This is a genomic window from Gammaproteobacteria bacterium (assembly GCA_041395725.1).
In the GTDB taxonomy this organism is placed as follows: Bacteria; Pseudomonadota; Gammaproteobacteria; order Pseudomonadales; family Pseudohongiellaceae; genus NORP240.
The window spans coordinates 2,859,045-2,880,284 of the sequence record JAWKZW010000001.1 but is presented as its reverse complement, the minus strand read 5'-3'; the positions used below and the strand labels follow the sequence as shown (position 1 = coordinate 2,880,284).

At 55.9% G+C, this 21,240-nt stretch carries 19 protein-coding genes; 8 read left to right on the top strand and 11 right to left on the bottom strand.

The window, feature by feature from the left end; genetic code table 11:
* Nucleotides 1-182 precede the first annotated feature (182 nt).
* Nucleotides 183-2,381 carry a carboxypeptidase regulatory-like domain-containing protein gene (locus tag R3F50_12610; GenBank protein MEZ5491144.1) on the top strand — a complete coding sequence of 733 codons (2,199 nt, stop codon included), beginning with the start codon at nucleotides 183-185 and terminating at the stop codon, nucleotides 2,379-2,381.
* A gap of 181 nt (nucleotides 2,382-2,562) precedes the next feature.
* Here the strand turns inward: R3F50_12610 and R3F50_12605 are convergent, their stop codons facing one another.
* Nucleotides 2,563-3,648, bottom strand: a complete 1,086-nt coding sequence (locus tag R3F50_12605; GenBank protein ID MEZ5491143.1) for a cyclase family protein — start codon at nucleotides 3,646-3,648, stop codon at nucleotides 2,563-2,565.
* 475 nt (nucleotides 3,649-4,123) lie between these two features.
* Here R3F50_12605 and R3F50_12600 point away from each other — a divergent pair, with 475 nt between their 5' ends.
* The 5 genes from R3F50_12600 to R3F50_12580 all read left to right on the top strand — a co-directional run bounded on the left by R3F50_12600 (nucleotide 4,124) and on the right by R3F50_12580 (nucleotide 9,530).
* Nucleotides 4,124-4,585 (top strand): ATP-dependent zinc protease, encoded by a 462-nt coding sequence (locus R3F50_12600; GenBank protein ID MEZ5491142.1) that lies wholly within the window; start codon nucleotides 4,124-4,126, stop codon nucleotides 4,583-4,585.
* Between the two features lie 70 nt (nucleotides 4,586-4,655).
* The gene (gene rimK, locus R3F50_12595) at nucleotides 4,656-5,561 is read left to right on the top strand and encodes a 30S ribosomal protein S6--L-glutamate ligase (protein ID MEZ5491141.1); all 906 of its coding nucleotides are present in this window, start codon (nucleotides 4,656-4,658) and stop codon (nucleotides 5,559-5,561) included.
* 2 nt (nucleotides 5,562-5,563) lie between these two features.
* A complete protein-coding gene (locus tag R3F50_12590; GenBank protein MEZ5491140.1) occupies nucleotides 5,564-6,610 on the top strand; it encodes a succinylglutamate desuccinylase/aspartoacylase family protein in 1,047 nt (348 codons plus the stop codon).
* A 512-nt stretch (nucleotides 6,611-7,122) separates the two neighbouring features.
* Nucleotides 7,123-8,049 (top strand): Lon-like protease helical domain-containing protein, encoded by a 927-nt coding sequence (locus tag R3F50_12585; GenBank protein MEZ5491139.1) that lies wholly within the window; start codon nucleotides 7,123-7,125, stop codon nucleotides 8,047-8,049.
* A gap of 32 nt (nucleotides 8,050-8,081) precedes the next feature.
* On the top strand, nucleotides 8,082-9,530 hold the full coding sequence (locus R3F50_12580; protein ID MEZ5491138.1) for an AAA family ATPase: 1,449 nt from the start codon (nucleotides 8,082-8,084) through the stop codon (nucleotides 9,528-9,530).
* A 163-nt stretch (nucleotides 9,531-9,693) separates the two neighbouring features.
* On the opposite strand, the gene R3F50_12575 is transcribed toward R3F50_12580, so the two are convergent.
* The 3 genes from R3F50_12575 to R3F50_12565 all read right to left on the bottom strand — a co-directional run bounded on the left by R3F50_12575 (nucleotide 9,694) and on the right by R3F50_12565 (nucleotide 12,359).
* Nucleotides 9,694-10,539 (bottom strand): hypothetical protein, encoded by an 846-nt coding sequence (locus R3F50_12575; protein MEZ5491137.1) that lies wholly within the window; start codon nucleotides 10,537-10,539, stop codon nucleotides 9,694-9,696.
* Between the two features lie 659 nt (nucleotides 10,540-11,198).
* Complete coding sequence (locus R3F50_12570; protein MEZ5491136.1) at nucleotides 11,199-11,867, bottom strand: protein-L-isoaspartate(D-aspartate) O-methyltransferase; 669 nt, start codon at nucleotides 11,865-11,867, stop codon at nucleotides 11,199-11,201.
* A 57-nt stretch (nucleotides 11,868-11,924) separates the two neighbouring features.
* Nucleotides 11,925-12,359, bottom strand: a complete 435-nt coding sequence (locus R3F50_12565; protein ID MEZ5491135.1) for a MarR family winged helix-turn-helix transcriptional regulator — start codon at nucleotides 12,357-12,359, stop codon at nucleotides 11,925-11,927.
* Nucleotides 12,360-12,479: 120 nt separating this feature from the next.
* Here R3F50_12565 and R3F50_12560 point away from each other — a divergent pair, with 120 nt between their 5' ends.
* Together R3F50_12560 and R3F50_12555 are read left to right on the top strand one after the other, a co-directional pair.
* Entirely contained in the window at nucleotides 12,480-14,459 is a 1,980-nt protein-coding gene (locus tag R3F50_12560) for a sulfatase-like hydrolase/transferase (protein ID MEZ5491134.1), read from the top strand.
* The gene (locus tag R3F50_12555; protein ID MEZ5491133.1) at nucleotides 14,459-15,790 is read left to right on the top strand and encodes a glycerophosphodiester phosphodiesterase family protein; all 1,332 of its coding nucleotides are present in this window, start codon (nucleotides 14,459-14,461) and stop codon (nucleotides 15,788-15,790) included. The genes R3F50_12560 and R3F50_12555 overlap by 1 nt, the downstream gene beginning before the upstream one ends.
* Nucleotides 15,791-15,883: 93 nt before the next feature.
* On the opposite strand, the gene R3F50_12550 is transcribed toward R3F50_12555, so the two are convergent.
* The 7 genes from R3F50_12550 to R3F50_12520 all read right to left on the bottom strand — a co-directional run bounded on the left by R3F50_12550 (nucleotide 15,884) and on the right by R3F50_12520 (nucleotide 20,793).
* On the bottom strand, nucleotides 15,884-16,411 hold the full coding sequence (locus R3F50_12550; protein ID MEZ5491132.1) for a hypothetical protein: 528 nt from the start codon (nucleotides 16,409-16,411) through the stop codon (nucleotides 15,884-15,886).
* 194 nt (nucleotides 16,412-16,605) lie between these two features.
* A complete protein-coding gene (locus R3F50_12545; protein ID MEZ5491131.1) occupies nucleotides 16,606-17,232 on the bottom strand; it encodes an SAM-dependent methyltransferase in 627 nt (208 codons plus the stop codon).
* Between the two features lie 65 nt (nucleotides 17,233-17,297).
* A complete protein-coding gene (locus R3F50_12540) occupies nucleotides 17,298-18,245 on the bottom strand; it encodes a methyltransferase domain-containing protein (protein MEZ5491130.1) in 948 nt (315 codons plus the stop codon).
* 123 nt (nucleotides 18,246-18,368) lie between these two features.
* Nucleotides 18,369-19,205 carry an SGNH/GDSL hydrolase family protein gene (locus tag R3F50_12535; protein MEZ5491129.1) on the bottom strand — a complete coding sequence of 279 codons (837 nt, stop codon included), beginning with the start codon at nucleotides 19,203-19,205 and terminating at the stop codon, nucleotides 18,369-18,371.
* 178 nt (nucleotides 19,206-19,383) lie between these two features.
* Entirely contained in the window at nucleotides 19,384-19,887 is a 504-nt protein-coding gene (locus R3F50_12530) for a hypothetical protein (GenBank protein MEZ5491128.1), read from the bottom strand.
* 146 nt (nucleotides 19,888-20,033) lie between these two features.
* Complete coding sequence (locus R3F50_12525; GenBank protein MEZ5491127.1) at nucleotides 20,034-20,510, bottom strand: heme-binding protein; 477 nt, start codon at nucleotides 20,508-20,510, stop codon at nucleotides 20,034-20,036.
* Nucleotides 20,511-20,640: 130 nt separating this feature from the next.
* Nucleotides 20,641-20,793, bottom strand: a complete 153-nt coding sequence (locus tag R3F50_12520; GenBank protein MEZ5491126.1) for a hypothetical protein — start codon at nucleotides 20,791-20,793, stop codon at nucleotides 20,641-20,643.
* Nucleotides 20,794-21,240: the final 447 nt, after the last annotated feature.

Here is a 21,240-nt window from a genome sequence, read left to right as displayed (position 1 = left end):
TTCCCGGCCTGGCGCTGCGATAACAGAAGCGCCGCGCATTATGCTACCCCAAATGGGCTATTACCAGCGATAAACAGCCAGTTCCTTCGGGATCGATTGATCCAGACAGGCATTGCCAGTGCTGTCCGGGCGCAGTACAGTGTGTTGACCATACACTCAATGAAAAAGAAGAAGAGGTCCCCATGCCCAATATCCATCCCCTGCGGTCGACTCTAACAGTCATAACCCTGCTGGTTGTTGCTGCCTGTGGAGAGCCGGGTGTTACTGACCAGTCTGTCTCGACAACGACCACCCCGGATTCAACCTCTGCCTCTCCGGTGGCTCTGGACGGTGACTCTATCGGAGGCATCGTCACCAGCTCCAATGGACCCGAAGCAGGCGTCTGGGTAATCGCCGAGACTCGTGATCTGCCAACTCTTTATTCCAAAACTGTTGTTACCGACGACCAGGGGCGCTACGTCATCCCGGACCTCCCCGATGCCGGTTACGAGATCTGGGTCAGAGGCTATGGCCTGGTGGACTCCGCGCGCGTTACCGCTGCCCCCGGGGCCGAGCTGAATCTGACTGCGGAGGTTGCACCTGATGCCGCGGCTGCGGCCCAGTACTACCCCGCCGGCTACTGGTATTCCCTGCTAGAGATTCCTGAAGCACATGAATTTCCGGGGACCGGCCCCGACGGCAATGGCATTGCACCGGAAGTGCAGACCCAGGACGATTTTATACGCCAGGTCACCAATGGTGGTTGCGTAGTCTGCCATCAGATGGGTAACGCGGCCACCCGCACCTTTCCCGACCTGTTTGCCGATGCCGAAACCAGCTTCGATGTCTGGAACCGGCGCGTGCGCTCCGGACAGGCCGGCGGCTTCATGAGCCGGATACTGGCAGGCATGGGCGACCGGGCCCTGACAATGTACGCTGACTGGACCGACCGCATTGCGGCCGGTGAGTTGCCGCCGGTGCCGGAGCGACCGCAGGGGCTGGAACGTAATGTAGTGATCACCCAGTGGGACTGGGCGGATCCCACTGCCTACCTGCATGACCTGGTTTCGACGGACCGGCGTGATCCGACCGTCAATGGCTACGGCAAACTTTACGGGGCATTGGAAAACAGCGCCGACTACCTGCCGGTGCTCGATCCGGCGACCCATAGCACCGATCAGGTTCCTGTATTCCCTGAAGACCCGGATTATAAGCCGGCGCCGACCGCGCCGATGGCTCCTTCACCCTACTGGGGTAACGAACCGATCTGGGACGCCGCCACCACCGTGCACAATCCCATGATGGACAGCCAAGGTCGGGTATGGATTACATCGCGGGCCAGGGCCCCTGGCGACGTTCCTGAATTCTGCCAGGATGGCTCGGACCACCCCTCTGCCCGGGAATTTCCGCTGGGCCCTTCAGGCCGGCATCTGGGCGTCTACGATCCATCCACCGATACTTACACACCGATCAATACCTGTTTCGGCACCCACCACCTGATGTTCGCCGAAGACGAGGACGACACGCTGTGGACCAGTGGTGGTGGTAGCGTGGTGGGATGGCTCAATACCCGGGAGTTTCTGGAAACCGGAGACGCCGTGGCCGCCCAGGGCTGGACACCGTTTATCCTTGACACCAACGGCAATGGCCGGCGGGACGATTACGTGGCCCCGGATGCGCCCGTCGATCCCGATCTGGACAAGCGTATCAATTCAGGCCTCTACGCGGTTGCCCCGGCACCCGATGGCTCGGTGTGGGGTTCCAATCTGAGTTACCCGGGAGCGATTGTCCGCGTAGTGCCCGGGGATGACCCCACCACCACGGCCATCACCGAATATTACGAACTTCCCATCGATGAAAATGGCGACGCAATCGAGGGCTTTTCGCCACGAGGCATGGATATCGACCGCAATGGCGTAGCCTGGGTAGCCCTGGCCAGTGGCCACATGGGCAGCTTTGATCGGCGCAAGTGCACCGGACCTCTCAATGGCCCGGAGGCAACCGGGCAACATTGCCCGGAAGGCTGGACCTTCTTTACCGAACCCCTGCCTCAATTCAAGAATCTCCAGCAATCAGGCAGTTCAGAGGGCAGCTATTACACCTGGGTGGATCAGTTCAATACCCTCGGGCTGGGTGCCAATACACCCATCAACACTGGCAATCAGTCAGGCGCCCTGCTGGTCCTTAATCAAGGCGAATGGGTGCGCCTGACCGTTCCTTACCCACTGGGCTTTTACACCAAATGGCTGGATGGCCGCATTGATGATCCAGATGCAGGCTGGCAGGGTCAAGGCCTCTGGGCCACGATCTCAAGCCGGGCGCCATTCCACATGGAAACAGGTGCCGGCACTACCAGCAAAGTCTATCACTTTCAGATGCGGCCTGACCCCCTGGCCAGATAGGTGCTTCGGCCAAGCAGGACAACAATGGCCTGGCCTGGAACTTTGGTTCCGGACCAGGCCATTGATCTGCGGTATTACCTGTCAGGTGATTAAAGGCGACAGGTATTCAAGCTTTCACCTTTATCTATCGTTTGTTCCAGATATAAGACTATCCGGACTGACTCCCCGCTTACTGAACCTCCTAGAAAGTTGCGTGGGCATTAAACGGGCTGGCCGTACCACCAGGCACCGGATTGATCTGGATCGATGTCATAAACTCCCAGCGTTGCAACCGTCGCGCCACTGCTGCTACCTCTTTCAGGTAGCCGTTATCCACGATAGGCAACCCGAGATTGACCTGGGTCAACTGGTGGATGGGACGATTGATGCCTTCGACACCCGAAGGCTGGACATCGTTCACCGCGTCGCCGACCAGGATGGCCACATCTCTTTCGCGCAGCCAGGGCAACACCGAAGCATGCAGGCCTGCACCGCCCTGCCCGTATCGCCAGGGGCCCTCGGCATCACGCTTGGTCCAGCGGCCGGTGCGAATGAACAGCGCATCGCCGCTGCCGATCCTGACGCCGGCAAACTCCTCCCAGGCTTCCAGGTCAGACACGTAGATGGGTGTGCTGGGATCCAGCCAGTCCACGCCCCGCATCAGAGGCATATCAACCAGCACGCCCCGGGTAACGTAGGAAGTGCCCATGCGATCGATCCCCAGGTCCACGCAGCCATCGGCAGTAAGGTTCTGCGGGTAGCCGTTAAAAATCACGTACTCGCCGTCGATTTCCGTTCGGTAGTGGCACAGGGCATCCAGGTGGGACAGCATACCGTCATGCAATGAAAAGCTGATCTCGTCCAGGGCAAAGGTTGGCAACCCGGTAACGGGATCCAGGCGGCTCATACGGTGATCTGTGGGGCCGAAGGTCTGTGAATCAATGGTTTTCTCCAGGGTCACAAAATGCTGCAGCGTGACGGTTATTCCCTCCGTGACCAGCCCAGCGGCCTGACGGGTCTTGGCCGGTGTAATCAGATTCAAAGTGCCACGCTGGTCGTCGGTTCCCCAACGCCCCCAGTTGGAAAGTTCGTCCTCCCAGCGCGCCAGGGTCTCCAGCGTCACCTTGACTGCCGGGTCCTGGGTAGATGGATGCGCCATAAACTCCTGGGCCATTGAGGAGGCTGCCAGTACTGCCGCGGCGCCCAGTATGCCTTTGCGAATGACTGGCCCCCAAATCACTGAGCCGCTGATCATTGATCTTATTTTTGGAACGCTCATACTTTTCATTCTCGAACCTCCAGCTTTCAGTTATTGTCGTCTAACCATAGACACCCGCCGCGCGGCCTGCCCGGCACAGACACTGGCCGGGCCGCAGGGCGACTCTGCGAAGCAGGCACGGGTTTCCCGCTCGCGATAACGAAACAGTATGCCAGCCTGCCGCCAGCCATGCTACCATGCCCACCAGTGTCAGAGTCGAGCAAGACTATAGATCTGTCAGGGCCTGACCGCATTCGCGCACAGAAGGTGGCGAAGCGTGAGAAGATCGAGGGACTGAGAACTTTCCCGGTCGGTCCGGCTGAATCCATTTTGGAGTGAGCCCGGCAATCCTTCCTGCCTTGCCCCGCACCAGCGCAATGCAGTAGTTTTGCAGAACCAGAGAAAGGTCCCCAACAGAGTTTTTATCCGATACACTGTGCGCTTTTTTTCTGCACCAAAGATCCTGAACCACCATCGACCAGATCGCCTGACAGACTAATCGAAGATGAACGAAAACAAGATGCTGACCGTTGGCTGGAGGGAATGGCTGACCTTACCAGGCCTGGGGCTGCCGGCCATCAAGGCAAAAGTGGACACTGGGGCCAGAACTTCCGCCCTGCATGCGTTCGAAACCGAACGCCTTAAGCGGGGCGGGAAAGATATCGTAAGGTTTGGCATGCACCCGATTCAGAATAACGCTGCATTGGTGGTCCAGTGTGAAGCGGACCTGGTCGACATGCGGAAGGTCTCCGATTCAGGTGGTCACACGGAAATGCGCTACGTCATCGAGACCTGCATGGAGCTCGGTGGTCAACAATGGATGATCGAAATGACACTGACCAACCGTGACTCCATGCGCTTCAGAATGCTGCTGGGAAGGAAAGCCATGGAGGGGCGTATCCTGGTCGACCCGGGCGCGTCCTACCTGTGTGGAAAACTGGATGCCAAATCCCTTTATACCCGGTGACTGTACACTATTCAATAAACCCTGGCGCCTGGCAGTCAGCAGAAATAAATATTGATTAAAGCGAGAAACGATGAAAATAGCTCTGTTATCCAGAAACAAAAATCTGTATTCAACCCGTCGACTGGTTGAAGCTGCCATAGAACGCGATCATCAAATCCAGGTGATCGACGCCCTGCGTTGTTATATGAACGTTGCCTCTCACAAGCCCACTATCCACTACCGGGGGGAAGAATTGGCTGGTTTCGATGCGGTCATACCCCGCATCGGCGCCTCTGTGACCTATTACGGAACTTCGGTTCTAAGGCAGTTCGAAATGGCCGGCGTCTATCCGCTGAACGAATCCGTGGCAATCTCCCGCTCCAGAGACAAGCTGCGCTCCCTGCAATTGCTGTCGCGCAAAGGCATTGGCATGCCAGTGACGGGCTTTGCCAACAAACCGGATGACATTAAAGACCTGATCAAGATGGTGGGCGGCGCACCGCTGGTCATTAAGCTGCTGCAGGGCACTCAGGGTATTGGTGTGGTATTGGCGGAAACTCAGAAGGCAGCCGAGAGCGTTATTGAAGGGTTTATGGGAGTCGGCGCCGACATCCTCGTGCAGGAATACATCAAGGAAGCGGGTGGTGCTGATATCCGTTGCTTTGTAATTGGCGGCAAAGTAGTCGCCGCTATGAAACGTCAGGCTCAGGCTGGCGAGTTCCGATCCAATCTGCACCGCGGCGGCAGCGCCAGCCTGATCCGGATTACCCCGGAGGAACGCTCGACCGCAGTGCGGGCCGCCAAGATCATGGGGCTCAATGTTGCCGGTGTTGACCTGCTGCGCTCCAACCATGGCCCGGTGGTCATGGAGGTGAACTCATCACCCGGACTGCAGGGAATCGAGGAGGCAACGGGCAAGGATATAGCCGGATCGATCATTTCATTCATCGAAAGTAATCACAAGTCCGGGCGCACGGCCACCAAAGGAAAAGGCTAGAGGTGAAAGACGCGATCAAGCTTGGCGACTTCAGTATCGCCCCCGGTCAGCGCCGCTCCCTGGAGCTACCGTTGCCGGCACTGTACTCGCACACGCCGGTTTCTCTGCCTGTGTATGTGATCAACGGCCGCAAGCCAGGCCCGGTGCTGTTTGTCTGCGCCGCCATCCATGGCGATGAGATCAACGGTGTCGAGATTATCCGCCGCCTGTTGAAAACAAAGGCGGTCGATCGTATTCAGGGCACACTGATCGCAGTACCGGTGGTGAACGTGTACGGCTTCATCACCCGCTCTCGCTATCTCCCGGACCGACGTGATTTAAACCGGGCATTCCCGGGGTCTGAAACCGGCTCCATGGCCGGGCGCCTGGCTGACACTTTTCTGAAACAGATTGTTAATCAGTGCACCCACGGCATTGATCTTCACACCGGCGCCATCGGCCGGGAAAACCTGCCGCAGATTCGGGCCAGAATCGTCAATGCGCCTCAGACCGAGCAGATGGCCCGCGCCTTTGGCGTACCGCTGATACTGAATTCTGAAATCGTGGAGGGAACTCTGCGACGGGCTGTAGCCGACAAGATTCCCGTCCTCGTTTATGAGGCAGGTGAAGCGCTGCGGTTCGACGAAGTGGCGATTCGAGCTGGCGTCAAGGGCATTACAAGGGTGATGCGAAACCTCGGCATGCTCCCTGCCAGGAAGGCTCGCCCGTTGGCAACAGAGCCTCTGGTGGCTAATTCCAGCCGCTGGGTCAGAGCGCCCCAGAGCGGCATCATGCGCACAATCGTGCCCCTGGGTGCCCACGTGGAAAAAGGCCAGCCCATCGGTTGGGTGGCAGATCCGTTCGGTGAACGGGAAGAGGAAATTCAGGCGCCTGTGGCAGGTATAGTGATAGGCCGCAATAACCTGCCGCTGGTGCATGAGGGCGAAGCGCTTTACCACATCGCCCTGTTCAGCGAGCCGAGTATAGTGGCGGAGTCCGTGGAGGCCTTCCACGAGGAATACAACCCCGATACCGACCGCATGCCCTCTGACGAACCACCGATTATCTGACCCGGGAAACCGGTTCCGCTTTTAGAAAGAGTGGGGCGATCTCGCACTCTATAGCCTTTAGCGAATTCGGCCTTGTTTTAGTTCATCACTGTTGTGGCTGACAAATGATGATAATGCTTCGCTTGACAGCCATCACCTTTTCAGCCCCAGAAGACTTTTAAACCGCTATCTGACTGGTCGCCAGAACTGAGCCAAACTTTTTCATAGTGCTGCCCATGGATCTTTAGTAGTGTTTAGGAGCGTTATATTGTTTATTCTGCAAGCCTCGGCACTATACCATAACGTAAGCCGGCATCCACCTGTGGCGACGACGAAATGGTCCACGCCACAGCAAGCTCCACCTGCTTCGTGAATCAGCTGTTGCTGGCGCCATGATCGATTTAAAATCAAACGATTAGAATCCGCCTGCAATCTTTCTGGCGCGGGCTCTTACATCTCTGCATGCCAGCGAGACGAAACAGCGGGCACTAACAACCCCCTTTGTCCCAGCGAGAAGAAATAACGGAAATTCAATGCCAAACAGCTACGAACTGTCACCCGATCAGCTTTTCAGCGCGACCGATCCAGCCACGCTGCCCTTTGATACAACCGATGACCTCGAGAGTCTTAACGAGATTATTGGTCAGCAGCGGGCAATCTCGGCGATTGAGCTGAGCATCGAGGTCAACAAGTCAGGCTTCAATCTGTTCGCACTGGGCCCGGCGGGAATCGGTAAGCAATCCACGATTATGCAATACCTGACCCGTCGGGCTGAGTCCCAGGCAACGCCCGACGACTGGTGCTACGTCAACAATTTTGACAACCCCCAGAAACCTCATGCACTGCGTCTACCCGCAGGCAAAGGGCAGGAACTGTGCCGCGACATGAAGAAGCTGGTCGACGACACCAAGACCTCCATGCCGGTCGCTTTTGAAGCCGAGAACTACCAGAAGCAACTGCAGCAGATCCAGGAGAAATACGAACAGCAGCGGGCCGAGGCATTCAGCAAACTGAGTGAGGAGGCATCAGCAGACAATATCACCCTTATCCGAGGCCCTCAGGGCTTCGTGCTGGCACCCATTGTGAATGGTAAAGCCATCGACCATAAGGAGTTCATCAAACTCGCGCAACAGGAACAGCAAAGAATCAACGGGCTGATTGAACAATATGAAGACCGCCTGAACTCACTGCTGCAGAAAATGCCACAACTGGCGCGTGAAGAACGCACGGAGATCCGCAAGCTGGTGTGGGACACTGCAACCAGAACCGTGGAGAGCCTGGTCACCAGCCTGCTGGAAAAGTACCGGGACCTCCCGGACGTCTGCCGGTACCTTACCAATGTCAAACACGACATCGCAAAAACGTCGACGATTTTATCGAGCAGCAGGCCACTCCCGAGCTGCTCGAACTGGCCAGAGGGGATGCACCCCAGTTCCGCAAATACGACGTCAACCTGCTGATCGACAACAAGAAAACTACCGGCGCCCCTATAGTGTATGAGGACAACCCTGCCTATCCGAAACTGACCGGGCGGGTGGAGTACGAATCCCACATGGGCACCCTGGTCACAGACTTCACCCACATCAAACCCGGCGCCCTGCACACCGCTAATGGTGGTTATCTGTTGCTGGACGGTCTGGAACTTCTGCAGCAACCGTTCGCCTGGGATGCCCTGAAGCGGATCCTGAACGCTAACAGGATTTCCATTCAGTCTATCGGCACCTTATACGGCATGATGGACACCGCCGGCCTGGAGCCGCAACCCATTCCTTTGGACATCAAAATTGTCCTGCTGGGCGAACGCTTTCTCTACTATGCCCTGCTGCAATACGATCCGGGCTTCAAGGAACTGTTCAAGGTAGCCGCCGATTTCGAAGAGGAAATGGACCGGACACCGGAAAACGTCGCCCAGTTCTCCCGGCTGCTGGCCCACCTGATTAAAAAAGAAGACCTGCCGCCTTTTGATGCGCAGGCCGTGGCCAGGGTGACCGAATTCAGCGCACGCTTGGCCAGCGATGCGGAAAAACTATCCACTCACCTGCACAGCATTGTGGATCTTCTGGAAGAGTCCTCCCATTGGGCCAGAAAGAATGGCGATCAGCGGGTGGGAAGCCACAATGTGCAAAAAGCCATCGACGAGCAGATTTATCGGGTCAGCCGGGTCAAGGAAAAACTGGGCAGCGAAATACAGCGTGAAACCCTGCTGATCGACACCGATGGAGAACAGATCGGTTCTATCAATGGCCTGGTGGTCATCGACCTGAGCAACTTCCGGTTTGGCTACCCGGCCCGCATAACGGCAACAACCCGCCTGGGCAGTGGCAAGGTAATAGATATCGAGCGGGAAGTTAAACTGGGTGGCGCGATTCATTCCAAAGGCGTATTGATCCTGTCTGCCTTTCTGGCCTCCCGTTACTGCAAAGACATCCCCCTGTCCCTGTCGGCCAGCCTGACCTTTGAGCAGTCTTACGGAAAAGTGGACGGCGACAGTGCATCCATGGCAGAGCTCTGCGCCTTGCTGTCCTCCCTGGCGGACACCCCCATTCGTCAGTCACTGGCTATAACCGGCTCAGTCAGCCAGCTCGGTTACGCACAACCCATCGGGGGCGTTAATGAGAAAATTGAAGGCTTCTATGATATCTGCCTGGCGCGCGGGCTGAATGGGGAGCAGGGTGTCATCATTCCCGCAGCCAACGTCAAACACCTGATGCTGCGCCACGATGTGGTGAAATCCGCGAGCGAGGGTCGCTTCCATGTTTATGCTGTGGACAACGTCGATCAGGCGGTTGAGATACTGACAGGTTTACCGGCCGGCGCCCGGGACAGCCAGGGGCGATTCCCGGAAGGCTCGATCAATAAACGTGTTGAGGAGAAACTGGCGAGCCTGTCGGAGAGTCTGCGTAAATTCAGCAGAAAATCAGTCGAGGATGCGGAAAGTTGAGATCAGGAACCCGCATCAGGTAATTTTTGCAGCCGGCCCGCGGCCAGGCTGACAGGCCGGGGCAAAAACTGGCGAGACAGCACAGTTTACTGAGCGTAAATGAGCATTCTGAGCCAGTTTTTGCCGCAGAATTGGCCAGGCGTTATAGTTGGTCTACCGCCTGCTAATCGACAGGCACAAGCTCCTGCTCCCAGCCATCGCGGTAGCGCAACAGAATTCTGTCGCCATCAGTATAAAAACCCGGGTGATCGAGGTCATCTGACCAGGCCAGCTCCGCATTGAGCCGAAATCTGAGTGCCTGCTCGCCAGCCATCAACTGAAAGGTTCCGTCGACATTCAGCATCAGCTGCTGCTGCACGGTTGCACGCAGTTGATCTCGCAGCTGGAAGAAATCATGGGCACAGGCATGCAGCCTCTGCTGAACGCCATCAGGATGTGAGACCAGCAGGTTTCCGTCACCGTCCATGCCAACCTGAATAGCACCAGGGGCACTGACATTCCCCAGAATCAGGTCGGGCCTGAAACAATAGCGTTGCCCGGCAGGTGACTCCATTTCCAGGCCGTGCCGCAGCCAGTGAAAGTTGCCCCAGCCCAACCGCAACAGTTCGCCGATCAATTCGGCCTCCTGGTGGACAGCACTGCGAATATGCAGCTCCGCCCGGGACTGGGATCGTAAGCGCAGACCGCCCTCTTCCGTCTGCTGCAGGCGCCTCTGCACGGCATTGCGGTAACGAAAGGTTGGACCGACCGGTGAAATACTCAGCAATGTACCGTCCGGCAGGGTGACCGTATAGACGTTGGGGGCATCTCCCTGCACCACCGTGACCATCCCCGGCGACAAATCCAGGAAGTCGCTGATGATCTCGGCCAGCACCTGGGCCGCAGGGTACTCCACGTCGCAGGCCGGGCATTGATAACCAGGCCCGGGGCCTGGCTGGGCTAAACCATAACGGGCGAAAAGAATCAGAAACAGTCCGACTAACAGACGTGTGTAGCTACCCTTCTTCATTGGAAAAATCCTCTATTGGTTTATAGCTCCCGGCTGCTCCGACATTCGGCGGAACATTCATGCAGGCGGCTTGTCCGCTTCGCACTGCAGCTGTCAGCTCTCCACGTTTACTGCTGCCGACCACTGTGCACCCCTCGGGGTGCCTTTTTAAGAGTCGTTACGGTATTCAATCAGAGTTTTCTTAATCTACAATTAAGAAGCCTCTGATTAAGTACCACAATGCTTCGGCCTTCAGACGAGCTCGCTGGCAAGGCTCATTGCCGCCGGCATGGGTCGGCCTGTCAAGACAGCGCAACGAAGCCAGCCGCCTTTGCTGATGGCTGCGCCGGGCGGGGGCCTGTCGGTCGCCACGGCGAGGCGTTGTCGCGCCTGGCAAGGGATCGACCATTCCCTGCGCACGACGCCGCGCAGTGGCTCTCGAAAGACTCCCGAAGAGCGTTGTGGTACTTAACCAGATTCTCCTTAGCTACAGGGGTTGCCGCTTGATACAAATCAATTTCATTCACGGAATTGACAGAATGCGACACTGTGACGCAGGCCACCCGTGGCTAAAGCACCAGGCAGCCGCTCGCCGGGTGAGTCGATCGGCCGCGGCGGCATCACGGTCGTTCTGCTGGCCACAGAATGAGAAATGAATGATTGCGAGAGGAATTGCCTGACTACTGCTCTGCTTGTTTTCCAGGCAGTAACGGCACGAAGGCAACATCCAGTATTTCGCGCCTATGCAGCCTGCCGGTTGCATCCTTGCAGACCAGCATCAACAACTGCCGCCCCCAGCGCTGACCGATGGGAATAACCAGCCGACCACCCGGCGCCAGTTGCTCGGTCAGGCTGGCGGGAATTTCCGAGGCAGCGGCAGTCACGATGATCCCGTCGAAAGGCGCGGCCTCGGGCCAGCCCTGGTTGCCATCATCACAGCGCACGTGAACATTGCTATAGCCCAGGTTCTGCAAGCGCTGCTGCGCCGCTTCCGCCAAACCTGCAATCCGCTCGATGCTGTAGACTTCGCCCACCAGTCTGGCGAGGATGGCGGCCTGATAGCCAGAACCGGTGCCTATTTCAAGAACCCGCTGGCCCGGCTGCGGGTTCAACAGGTCGGTCATCAAGGCAACAATGAAGGGCTGCGAAATGGTCTGCTGATGGCCTATCGGCAGGGGGCGGTTGTCGTAGGCCTCGGCCCTGAGGTCTTCGGGCACGAAGCTGTCCCGCGCCACCTCGGTGATCGCCTGCATGACCCGCTCGCTGAATTTTTCCCGGCCCGTGTACCGGGCGACCAGACGAGCGTCGGCCTTGATCTCATCGCATAGGCGCTTTGCCTGCTTTCTCATTATCAGACCACCTTACTCTCGGCGAGCGCCCTCACACTGCCGCGACTGTCACCGGACTCACTCTTGCTTCAACTCCCCCAAAGTGAGGATCGGTGAAGCATCGATGTCTTCTGCATTCATCATAGCGGCTATCCGCTGCATAGACGACAGCAACATATGCTGCTCCCAGGTTTCAAGTTTACGGTATTCCCGGAGAAAGCCGGATTGCAGGAGTTCCGGAGCATCCTGAACTTTGCTTTTTCCCATAGGGGTCAATACCAGGTTGACCGCCCTTTTGTCCGGACCCATTTTATTCCTGACGACCAGACCATTCTTCTCCAGCCGGTACAGACCAGCGGCACCCAGGTCCGGGCGGACAACCTTGATGTCTACTACCGGGCCGAAGTCCATCTTCGCGAGGGAGGGCAGGATTATGACATTATGGGCTGGTCTCCAGAGCAGGTAATGGCAAACCTGCTCAGCCAGTATGAGAATCACCTGCACTTTCTGCACACCCTCAGATAGCCCGAAAATTGGACTGCACGACCAACAGCAGGTAACCTAAGTGATTTTCGATTCTGGCAGAGAGATGGCGAGTACGGTCTTGCTCACATAGCCCCCGGAGCGCGGTCAATGAAACACATGCAGACTTTTTTTCTGGTGCTGTTTGCCCTGCCCGTGCTCGGGTCTCAGTACTTCAGCCTGGAACAAAGTCCTGCAATCACGCTATCGGCACTGTTATCGCTGGGCCTGTTGATTCTGTTTCTGGGGCCAGCACTGGGCAGGCTCAGCCCCGGACTGGTACGCAATCTGGCCGGGCTGACAATTATTACGCTGCTCGCCCTGTATTTCTTTGGACAATTCCTCAGCTATTACCTGCAGGGCAGCTATTTCAATCAGCAATTTTATTTCCATTTCAATCTCGACACCCTGCGCGTAACGTGGTCCGTGTACTGGCCTCTGGTAACACTGTTTGTGGCCTGGCTGACCTCACTCTGGTTATGCTTCCTGTACTTCAGAAATCGCCTCGACACGATCAGGCCAACAGGGGGTGTACTGGCACTCCTTCTCATCGCCGCACTGCTGCTCGACCCGGGGCTCAGGCAGACAACACTGGCATCGCTGGATAGCGACTCATCACCGGCGGTGCTGTCCTTGTCCGCTATAGACTGGGAGCGGCTGAAGCTGAATCAGAGCGCCCTGCAAAATGCTGATGTGGCAGCTACCGCCGGCAAAAACCTGGTCATGGTGTTCATGGAAGGTCTGGGCAAAATCTATACGGATAACGCGGTTTTTCCAGGGCTGACACCCAACCTGAACCGCTTTGCCGAAGAGGGCTGGGCACTGGATAACCTGAACCAGGTTCGTGGCAGCGAATGGACCATGGGCGGTATCGTCTCGTCGCTGTGTGGTACGCCCTTGGTGCACAACCTTGGCCTGGACGGTAACGCCATCCTGTTCACCGGGTTTCTCGACCGCGCCTGGTGTCTGCCTGATGTGCTCGACAAGGCCGATTACGAACAGGTTTTTATGGGAGGCGCCTCGCTGGATTTTGCCGGCAAAGGAGAATTTCTCAGAGCCCACAGCTTTGATCAGGTGCTGGGACGGGAGGAACTCGCCCCAAGACTACCTGACCCATCTTATCTGGGTGGCTGGGGCCTGTTCGATGACTCGTTGTTCTCGCTGGCCATTGACGAATTCAATAGGCTGGCAGAGACAGGCCGGCCGTTTAACCTGACGGTGCTCACGGTGGACACCCATCACCCCACCGGGGAACCTTCCCATGGGTGCAAACCCTTCGAGGCCATCGACAATTCGATACTGCACGCCGTGCACTGCACGGACCAGCTGGTTGGGAAGTTCGTGGAGCAGTTAAAGCAGCATGCGGCCTATGAAGAGACCATCGTGGTACTGGTCTCCGACCATCTCGGTATGCGTAACAACGCGCAACCCCTGTTCCCCAGGAACTATGAGCGCACCCTGTACTTCACCGCTCTGAATACGCCCCCCCATGATCAGGCGCAGGATCAGGCGACCCCGGTAGACCTGGCACCGACTATTCTGAATTTACTTGGCGTTGGGCATAACGTCACTTTTCTGGCCGGCATTGACCTGCTGGAAGAAGGCATTGACAGCCCGTACGACCCCAGTGAATCTGGTGCCCGCCGGGAAGCGTTACGTTTCATCAACAGCAATCACCTTTCCTCCCGGAGTAATAACCTGCTGTACTCCCTGAACCAATCACGTGTGGCGGATCTGGATTTTTCGGAGCATGTGCAGGATGCCAGGCTTTCCCGGCGGGGCCTCGCCTTCACTTCAACCGGCAGGGATCCCTACTTCATCCTGCCGGAGCTGACCATTGATACCCCGGAAGACACCCGCCTTTACATCACCGTCGAGTCCGAGCAGGCGTCCACCATCACGCTGTATTATTCGTCGCTAGAAAACTCCGATTACTCCGAGGAACAAACGATCAGCTTCGGCACTCAGAGTGGTGAAACCCACATCGTTTTCAGACTCGACGATGTCGCCCGCACCGGCAGGCTGCGGATCGACCCGGGGGCCAGTTCCGGCCGCTTCCTGATCAGTAGACTTGAGATCAGGTCGCGCTGATGTCTTCAACAACCAGACTGATCGGGCCAGCCTTGGTTCTGCTGACACTGCTGATCGGCTCCGGGCTGGATGCGCAACCGCAGCCGGTGCTGCCCCGCATCGCCCATGCCGGCGGCCAGATAGACGGAAAAACTTACACCAACTCTCTGGAAGCCCTGGAAGCCAATTATGCTGACGGCTTCCGGGCCTTTGAAATCGATTTGAGCTGGACATCCGACCAGCAGCTTGTATGCCTGCATGACTGGGAGGAAAGTTTTGCAAGAAGCTTCGGATTGCCTCCGACAGAGCCGGTTTCGCAACAGGAATTTGAACGACTGGTAGAGGAACATTCACCGGTCACCAAGTGCACACTTGCCTCCTTCATGACATGGTTTTCCGACCACCCCGATGCAGTACTGATCACGGATGTGAAGGAGCGTAACATCGACGCCCTGGCTCATATCAGCACCCATTACCCTCAACACCAGCCCCGTATCTTCCCCCAGATCTACCAGCCCGATGAATACCAGCGGGCCAGGGACCTGGGCTATGAAAACCTGATCTGGACCCTCTATCTGTATCCGGGAGGCACACAGGCGGTACTGAACACCCTGCCCGGCATGGAGTTGTGGGCGGTAACCATGAATAGCGACCGATCCCAACAGAATCTACCCAGGGAACTGGACAACCTGGGCATCCCCACCTATGCCCATACAATCAACAACTATGCGGATTTTCTGTACCTGAAGTCTCTGGGCATCGATGAGATATACACAGACAGTTTATCCCTGACACGGGAAAGCAACATCATAGCGGCGGGCGGGCTCAGCCCTGCAGACAGCCCCCTTTTCCAGGCCAGTGAAGCCAGAGCCAGAGAACTGGCGGAGCGAATCAGACTGTTCTTTGACCTGCCCACGACCCACTATAATCTGGCCGAGGATTTTGACCCGGCCAGCGTGACGTCGAACCAGATCAGCAGACTCAAACTGACGGCACGCCGACTGGAAATCACCGCCTCCGGCAGCGATCCCTATATAAACTTTCCACCTTTGGAGAGTCCCACCAGCGACATCGGTGTTTATATCGAACTCGACGTACCAGACAGCACCGTGGCGGAAATATTCTATACCACGCAGTCGGAGCCGGAGTTCTCAGCCACGCGCCGCAAATCCGAACGGCTGGACGCGGGCGTAAACAAGCTGGTGATAGGTCTGAATGAATCCTCGCCGATTACCCGCGTCCGCCTTGATCCGGGCACGGTAGCCGGGGACTACCTGATAAAGCAATTCGAGATTCGCTCCCGCTCCCGGCCCCGCTCACTGTTCAGATTCTTCCGTCGCTGGAATCAGTGAACCGGTCCAGCAGCAACCAGCCGGCAGCAGTGCGACCAGGAATTCGCGAACTGCACTCGCAATAAGGTGGTGCTGATGCCCGGGGAAGCCTGATCAGGTGGCGTCAGTCTCTGCTTCCCTGAGGGCTCGCCAGAGCGGTCGCAACACCAGCCGGGCAAACATGTAACCCGCTATCATTAACGGCAGGAGACAGGCCAGAAAGTAAGGCCCGAACTCGCCATGAAAGTGGATGTTCAGGGCATTGAGCACGTTGATTACGAAAACGCCTACCCCCAGGGCATAAAGAGCGAGAAAGTACACTTTCGCCCCCTGATTGCGAACGGGTACGCCCCGCATGTTGCGAATCGTCCAGGCGTAATAGAGAGCATAGTTCACACAGTGCATCGCGCTGCTGAATCGAAAGGCCGACTGCTCACTGACGCCCAGGAAAAATACCGCCATGGGTAACACCGCAAAGAAACCATCCACCAGCCCACAGTGAATGATCAGTGCCAGCCCTACGGCATTTCCGCGGGATATTTTGTGCGTATCCCGGAATTGATAGGTCACCACGATACCGGCGAATCCAGCCAGCGCGATCGAGATCTCTGCGAGCAGGATGAGTTGGTCTTCACCTGTCATAAATTTGTTTCCACCAGGCCAGTCAGCAGTCAGCAGTCAGCAGTCAGCAGTCAGCAGTCAGCAGTCAGCAGTCAGCAGTCAGCAGTCAGCAGTCAGCAGTCAGCAGTCAGCAGTCAGCAGTCAGCAGTCAGCAGTCAGCAGTCAGCAGTCAGCAGTCAGCAGTCAGCAGTCAGCAGTCAGTAAGCATTCTCATGTCATACGATTCTCTTTGCAACGAGCATTTCAACAGCTCCTTTTTGGAACTGATAACCGACTGGCTGCAAAGACACGGAAACACCAGCCTTTGCCAGCGCGTCAGTTACAGGCTTTAAGTGCGGCGAAATAACACCGTCCAGTGCCAATAGCGGATAGACACGCGCTTCCTCAGCCACGCGACAGAGCTCGCTTATGCCTCGAATATGCTGATCAAGATTGACCTGCTCACTATAAAGAAATAAAAAATGAGAACACAAAGCAAGTTCAAACTGATGATCGCGGAACGGGAGATCCGGTAGACACGCAGGGATATACCGACCTTCTTCACTTGCTGACTCATAGTCAGACAGGAAGGTCTCCATCGCACTCATGCGGATCTCTCCCAGTTGATTTACATCTTTGATGGTTGACCAGACATACTTCTTTTCATCTTCTTCCATCCTGGTCATTAATTGCGGGTAAACCGCATCGATTCTTGAGCGAATCTGTGCGGCGCTAAACTGGTAGATGGGGTCCACAGAAACGATATTACCTCCCAGCGCTGTGATCTCTGCATTAGCACTCGCAGGCCCATCACCACAGCCTAGAATTGACTTGTTCAGGTCAGATTTCGTCAAGGCAAACATGGACTGGTATTCTCTCAGAGATCTACCCCATGGGATGACTGCGTTCAGCTTCATTCTGGTGACAGCTAACTTTTGGGTCTGGCAATAATCAAGGCAAAGTGGGGCTCTATATCGCCCACATCAACCAAGGCATCTTCAACGGCAAACAACATATCCAGTATCCGCTCCGATTCGCCATCTCCTGCTCTAAAGTTGCCGATGATACCCTGCAATACGAACTGCAACAGAGAACCTCCCTGTGGGTTGAACACCTCGATATTAAAAAATTGTCGTATGGCACTGACAATGTCTTCAGATCGAATAGCCTCCGAAGGATCAACACGTTCTACTTCCAGCGGGTCAGGGAATCCCATTTCCTTTCTTACCTTGCCCCGATCGGGCTCCATGTGAGACACGCGATATTTTTCCGGTATCAGTTGAAACACCGCTCGCATGGCTTCCAGTTCCCGGTCGTTAAAGCGGTAGCGATTAGGACCGATGTACTCGTTCACAATGAGCACGCCGTTTGATTTCAAACTGAACCTGCATCTCTCTATGACAGCTTCAAGGTTATTGATATGGTGCAGTGAGGAATCGAACAGTATTGCGTCGTAATCGCTGCGCGGGAAGGCTGATGACTCTGCGTCGGATACAGTATAGTTTATGCGGTCAGCGCAATTCTCATGACTGGCATTTTCCTTCGCGATCCTAATCCGGTTTGGTGCTATATCTATTGCATCTATAGACTCGGCAGCGTTTATGCTGACGAGATATCTATCCAATTCACCCTCTCCACACCCTATATTCAGAACCCGTTGCGCAGGCTTATCGTTTGCGTCACGTAAAAAGCGCTCGGAACAGAAATTTACCCAGTGGTAGTTTTCTTCACCGCCCACTGACTTCCTGTGGAAACGCCGGCAAACATGGAGATGCGCCAACCAATAGGTATCTCCTGTGAATGTGTCATCCGTGTGCTTATCCCAATACTCTGCTACGGTCTGTTTATCCTGATACCGGTCAGTTTCATCTCCCATGGGCGTCACTCAGGCTTGTGAAGGGTGGCCGTGCACCTGTTGTCCTCCGCAAGTACGCTCTTATCTGCGACATAAGCCTCCCGACTGTCATTGCTTTGCTTCTACTCGTTCTATCGGCTCTTGCTATTCGCTTACTCCCAATGCGGCCAGCACAAGCCGGGCCATCTCGATATGACCCTCTGCCGTGGGATGATAGCGTATACCCGTGTCCGCCACGGTGGCTCCGTTGACCCAGCGCTCAGCAGTTGGTGCACAGGGCCCATGACCTGCCGCTCGCACATAGGAATCAGCGATAAGGACCTGCCGGCTCGATGCAACGTTCACGAAAATATCTTCGAGTTTCTGACCGAGGTCAGCCAGGTAGGTGGTGTCCTCGGCGCTCAGTAGAAGCTCACCGCAACTTATTGCATCGACAGGAAACACTCGCGGATAGGTCACCAGTACGATGATGGCTTGCGGCGCCTTGGCCCTGATAGCATCGAAGGTCGCACTCAGCTTGGCCGGCAGTTGGTTTACAGCCTCATTGATCCAGGCCCGATCAAGGTTGGCGGTGCAGTGCTCGTCCGGTGCTGTCCCACTGCAGGCAAAAGTCGATGAAGTGTAATTGATGTCATTACCACCAATAGTGACCGTCACCAGCGCCGAGTCCGGACTGACGGCCTCAATTTGAGGAGCCGCGTCTCCTTGCGGTGTGTTGCGGATATTATCGGTGGTCGCGCCGTTACAGCTGACATCGGTCAGGGTGAGATTCAGAGAACTGGCAACGAGATTTGCATAGTTATGATCCGACCGTCCACAGCTGCCCAGCTGTGCCGGAACACCCGGCCCGGCCGCAAACGAACTGCCAAGCGCAACATACCTGGCACCTGGCACCAGGGCCTCAGCAGGCTGCTGGGCATAGGCCGCGGAGGCAGCAAACAGTGTGCAGTACAGTGTGAAAAAAGTGACTCTCTTCCCCATGGTGTTCTCCCGAAGTTATCGAAGGACAAAGCGCTCTTTACGCACTGGCTTTGCCTTTGGTTAGTTGTGCTTTTGCTTTTCTTACGCTCTGACCACAGCTATCGAAGATCAAAGGTCATGCCATCACAGAAATGCCGCCGCCCGGGCAGAACAGGCCAGCTTAACAGAGAGTCAGAGTCTACTGCACCCAAGGCGTATTCACTGCCCCCATTCCCTGGTAGCGGAATTTCTGCACCCGCTTTCCTTCATAAGTCTCGGTGATGTAGAGATTGCCTTGCGAATCTGCTGCGATGTTGTGCGCGCCGTAGAACTGCCCCGCCCATCGACCCGCCTGGCCAAATGCACTGACGACCTCCAACGTAAAGCGCACCAGAACGCGCACCTCCTGGTTGGTCCCGTCCGGCACCAGCAGATAAGTCTGTGCGGCGTCGCTCGAGAATGCGATATCCCATACCGAGCCGCTTCCCAGGGTTTCTTTTGCGATGAATACTTCATCGACGAATGTCCCGTCCTTCCGAAAGACCTGGATGCGATCGTTTGTGCGATCGCAGACGTAAACCAACCCGTCATTGGCGATGCCTACACAGTGAGTGATACGAAACTGCGGCGGCGGGGCACCGTAAGGATCATATTGGCTCGGTGCGTTCTCGTGCTGGACAGCCTCACTGAAGGGACTGGGCAAGGCCTTCGTTAATCTGACCGAGCAGACTGCCAGTGATAACTGCCAGCAGCAATTGGTTGATAGATCGTCTGCGTCTCATCAGCGCCTCCTTTGAAGCATACTTATGCAACAGGCATCAGTCGCGTAAAGGCAACTGAAGATAGTCGCTAGTTTGAGGCACTGCCAATAGCCTCGGCCCCGGCTACAGAAACCTCTTCATCCTGGTTGGCCCGCACGCCACTTGTAGCAATCGCTCCAATACGCTGCCCGTTCACAAACACGGGTACTCCACCGGCGAAGGTGACGCCACCTTCAACTTCATCAATAGTCCCGGCCTCCCTGCGCGTGCCATATTCCCCAGAGGTCAGACCGGTTTCATTGACTACCAACGCCTTGGCGGTAGCAAAATCCCAGGTTCGCGCCCCGGCACCATCCAGCCGACGTACCATGACCACGTTGTTATTCTGGTCGGTAATGAGGATGGTTACGTTCCAACCCTGTTCGCGGGCATAGGCTTCCGCGGCATTCATAGCCGTGGTGGCAAGGTCATAGGTCATCAGGCTCTCTTCACTCTGGGCAAAAACGGCTGATGTAGACAACATGACAAGAGCTGCGACTAATAAGTTGCGTAATTTATTTACCATTGGGTTACCTCGTTCTTCGATTGATTTGAATAACTACTGATTCCTGCCAACCGAGTTAGTTGGCTTTTTTAACTACGTTTTCATCCATCCATACAACGAATCCCTGATCATAATTTATCGACTTTATTTCTTACCAGTATTCGGTCAGGCAGGGCCCGTAACCTTGATTTGACCCACCATCGCTTCCAAACAGCGTCATCCAGGCATCAACAGGAAAACCCGACTCTTCAAGCAACCCATTCAACTGCTCAGCGCAGACAAACTGGGAATTCGTCAGAGTCATATCCACACCTCTCCTGATGAGAAGATCGTCGTATTCGGGCAGCTAATCGTTTCTTCGATACTTTATCAGGGCCTGAGCGAAACTTTCAGTAACAGGAAGGACATAATCGGTAAGCCGAATTTCCTGCCGGATCGATCTTGCCTGCGAAGCCAACATCCTGCCATTCTGCTGCAGTTACAGGCCCAGAAACATTAACCCGACAAGGACACCCAGATTAGCACCCAGGGTAAGTCGGTCATTTGGTTCAGAGAGCCTTACGGTAAGTCGAACCTTGTTCTGGCCAATTGAAAACGAGGGTCAGAATACGCTTTCTATACTGAAAACGGAATATTTCCCTCAAGTTTGAATTGGTCCGGACCGCCACCTACGGGCCGCTTTGGCCATCTTACCGGTTAAATTTTAACCAAATGGTCCGCTCCAATCCGAAAGAGGAAATAGTCAGAATTG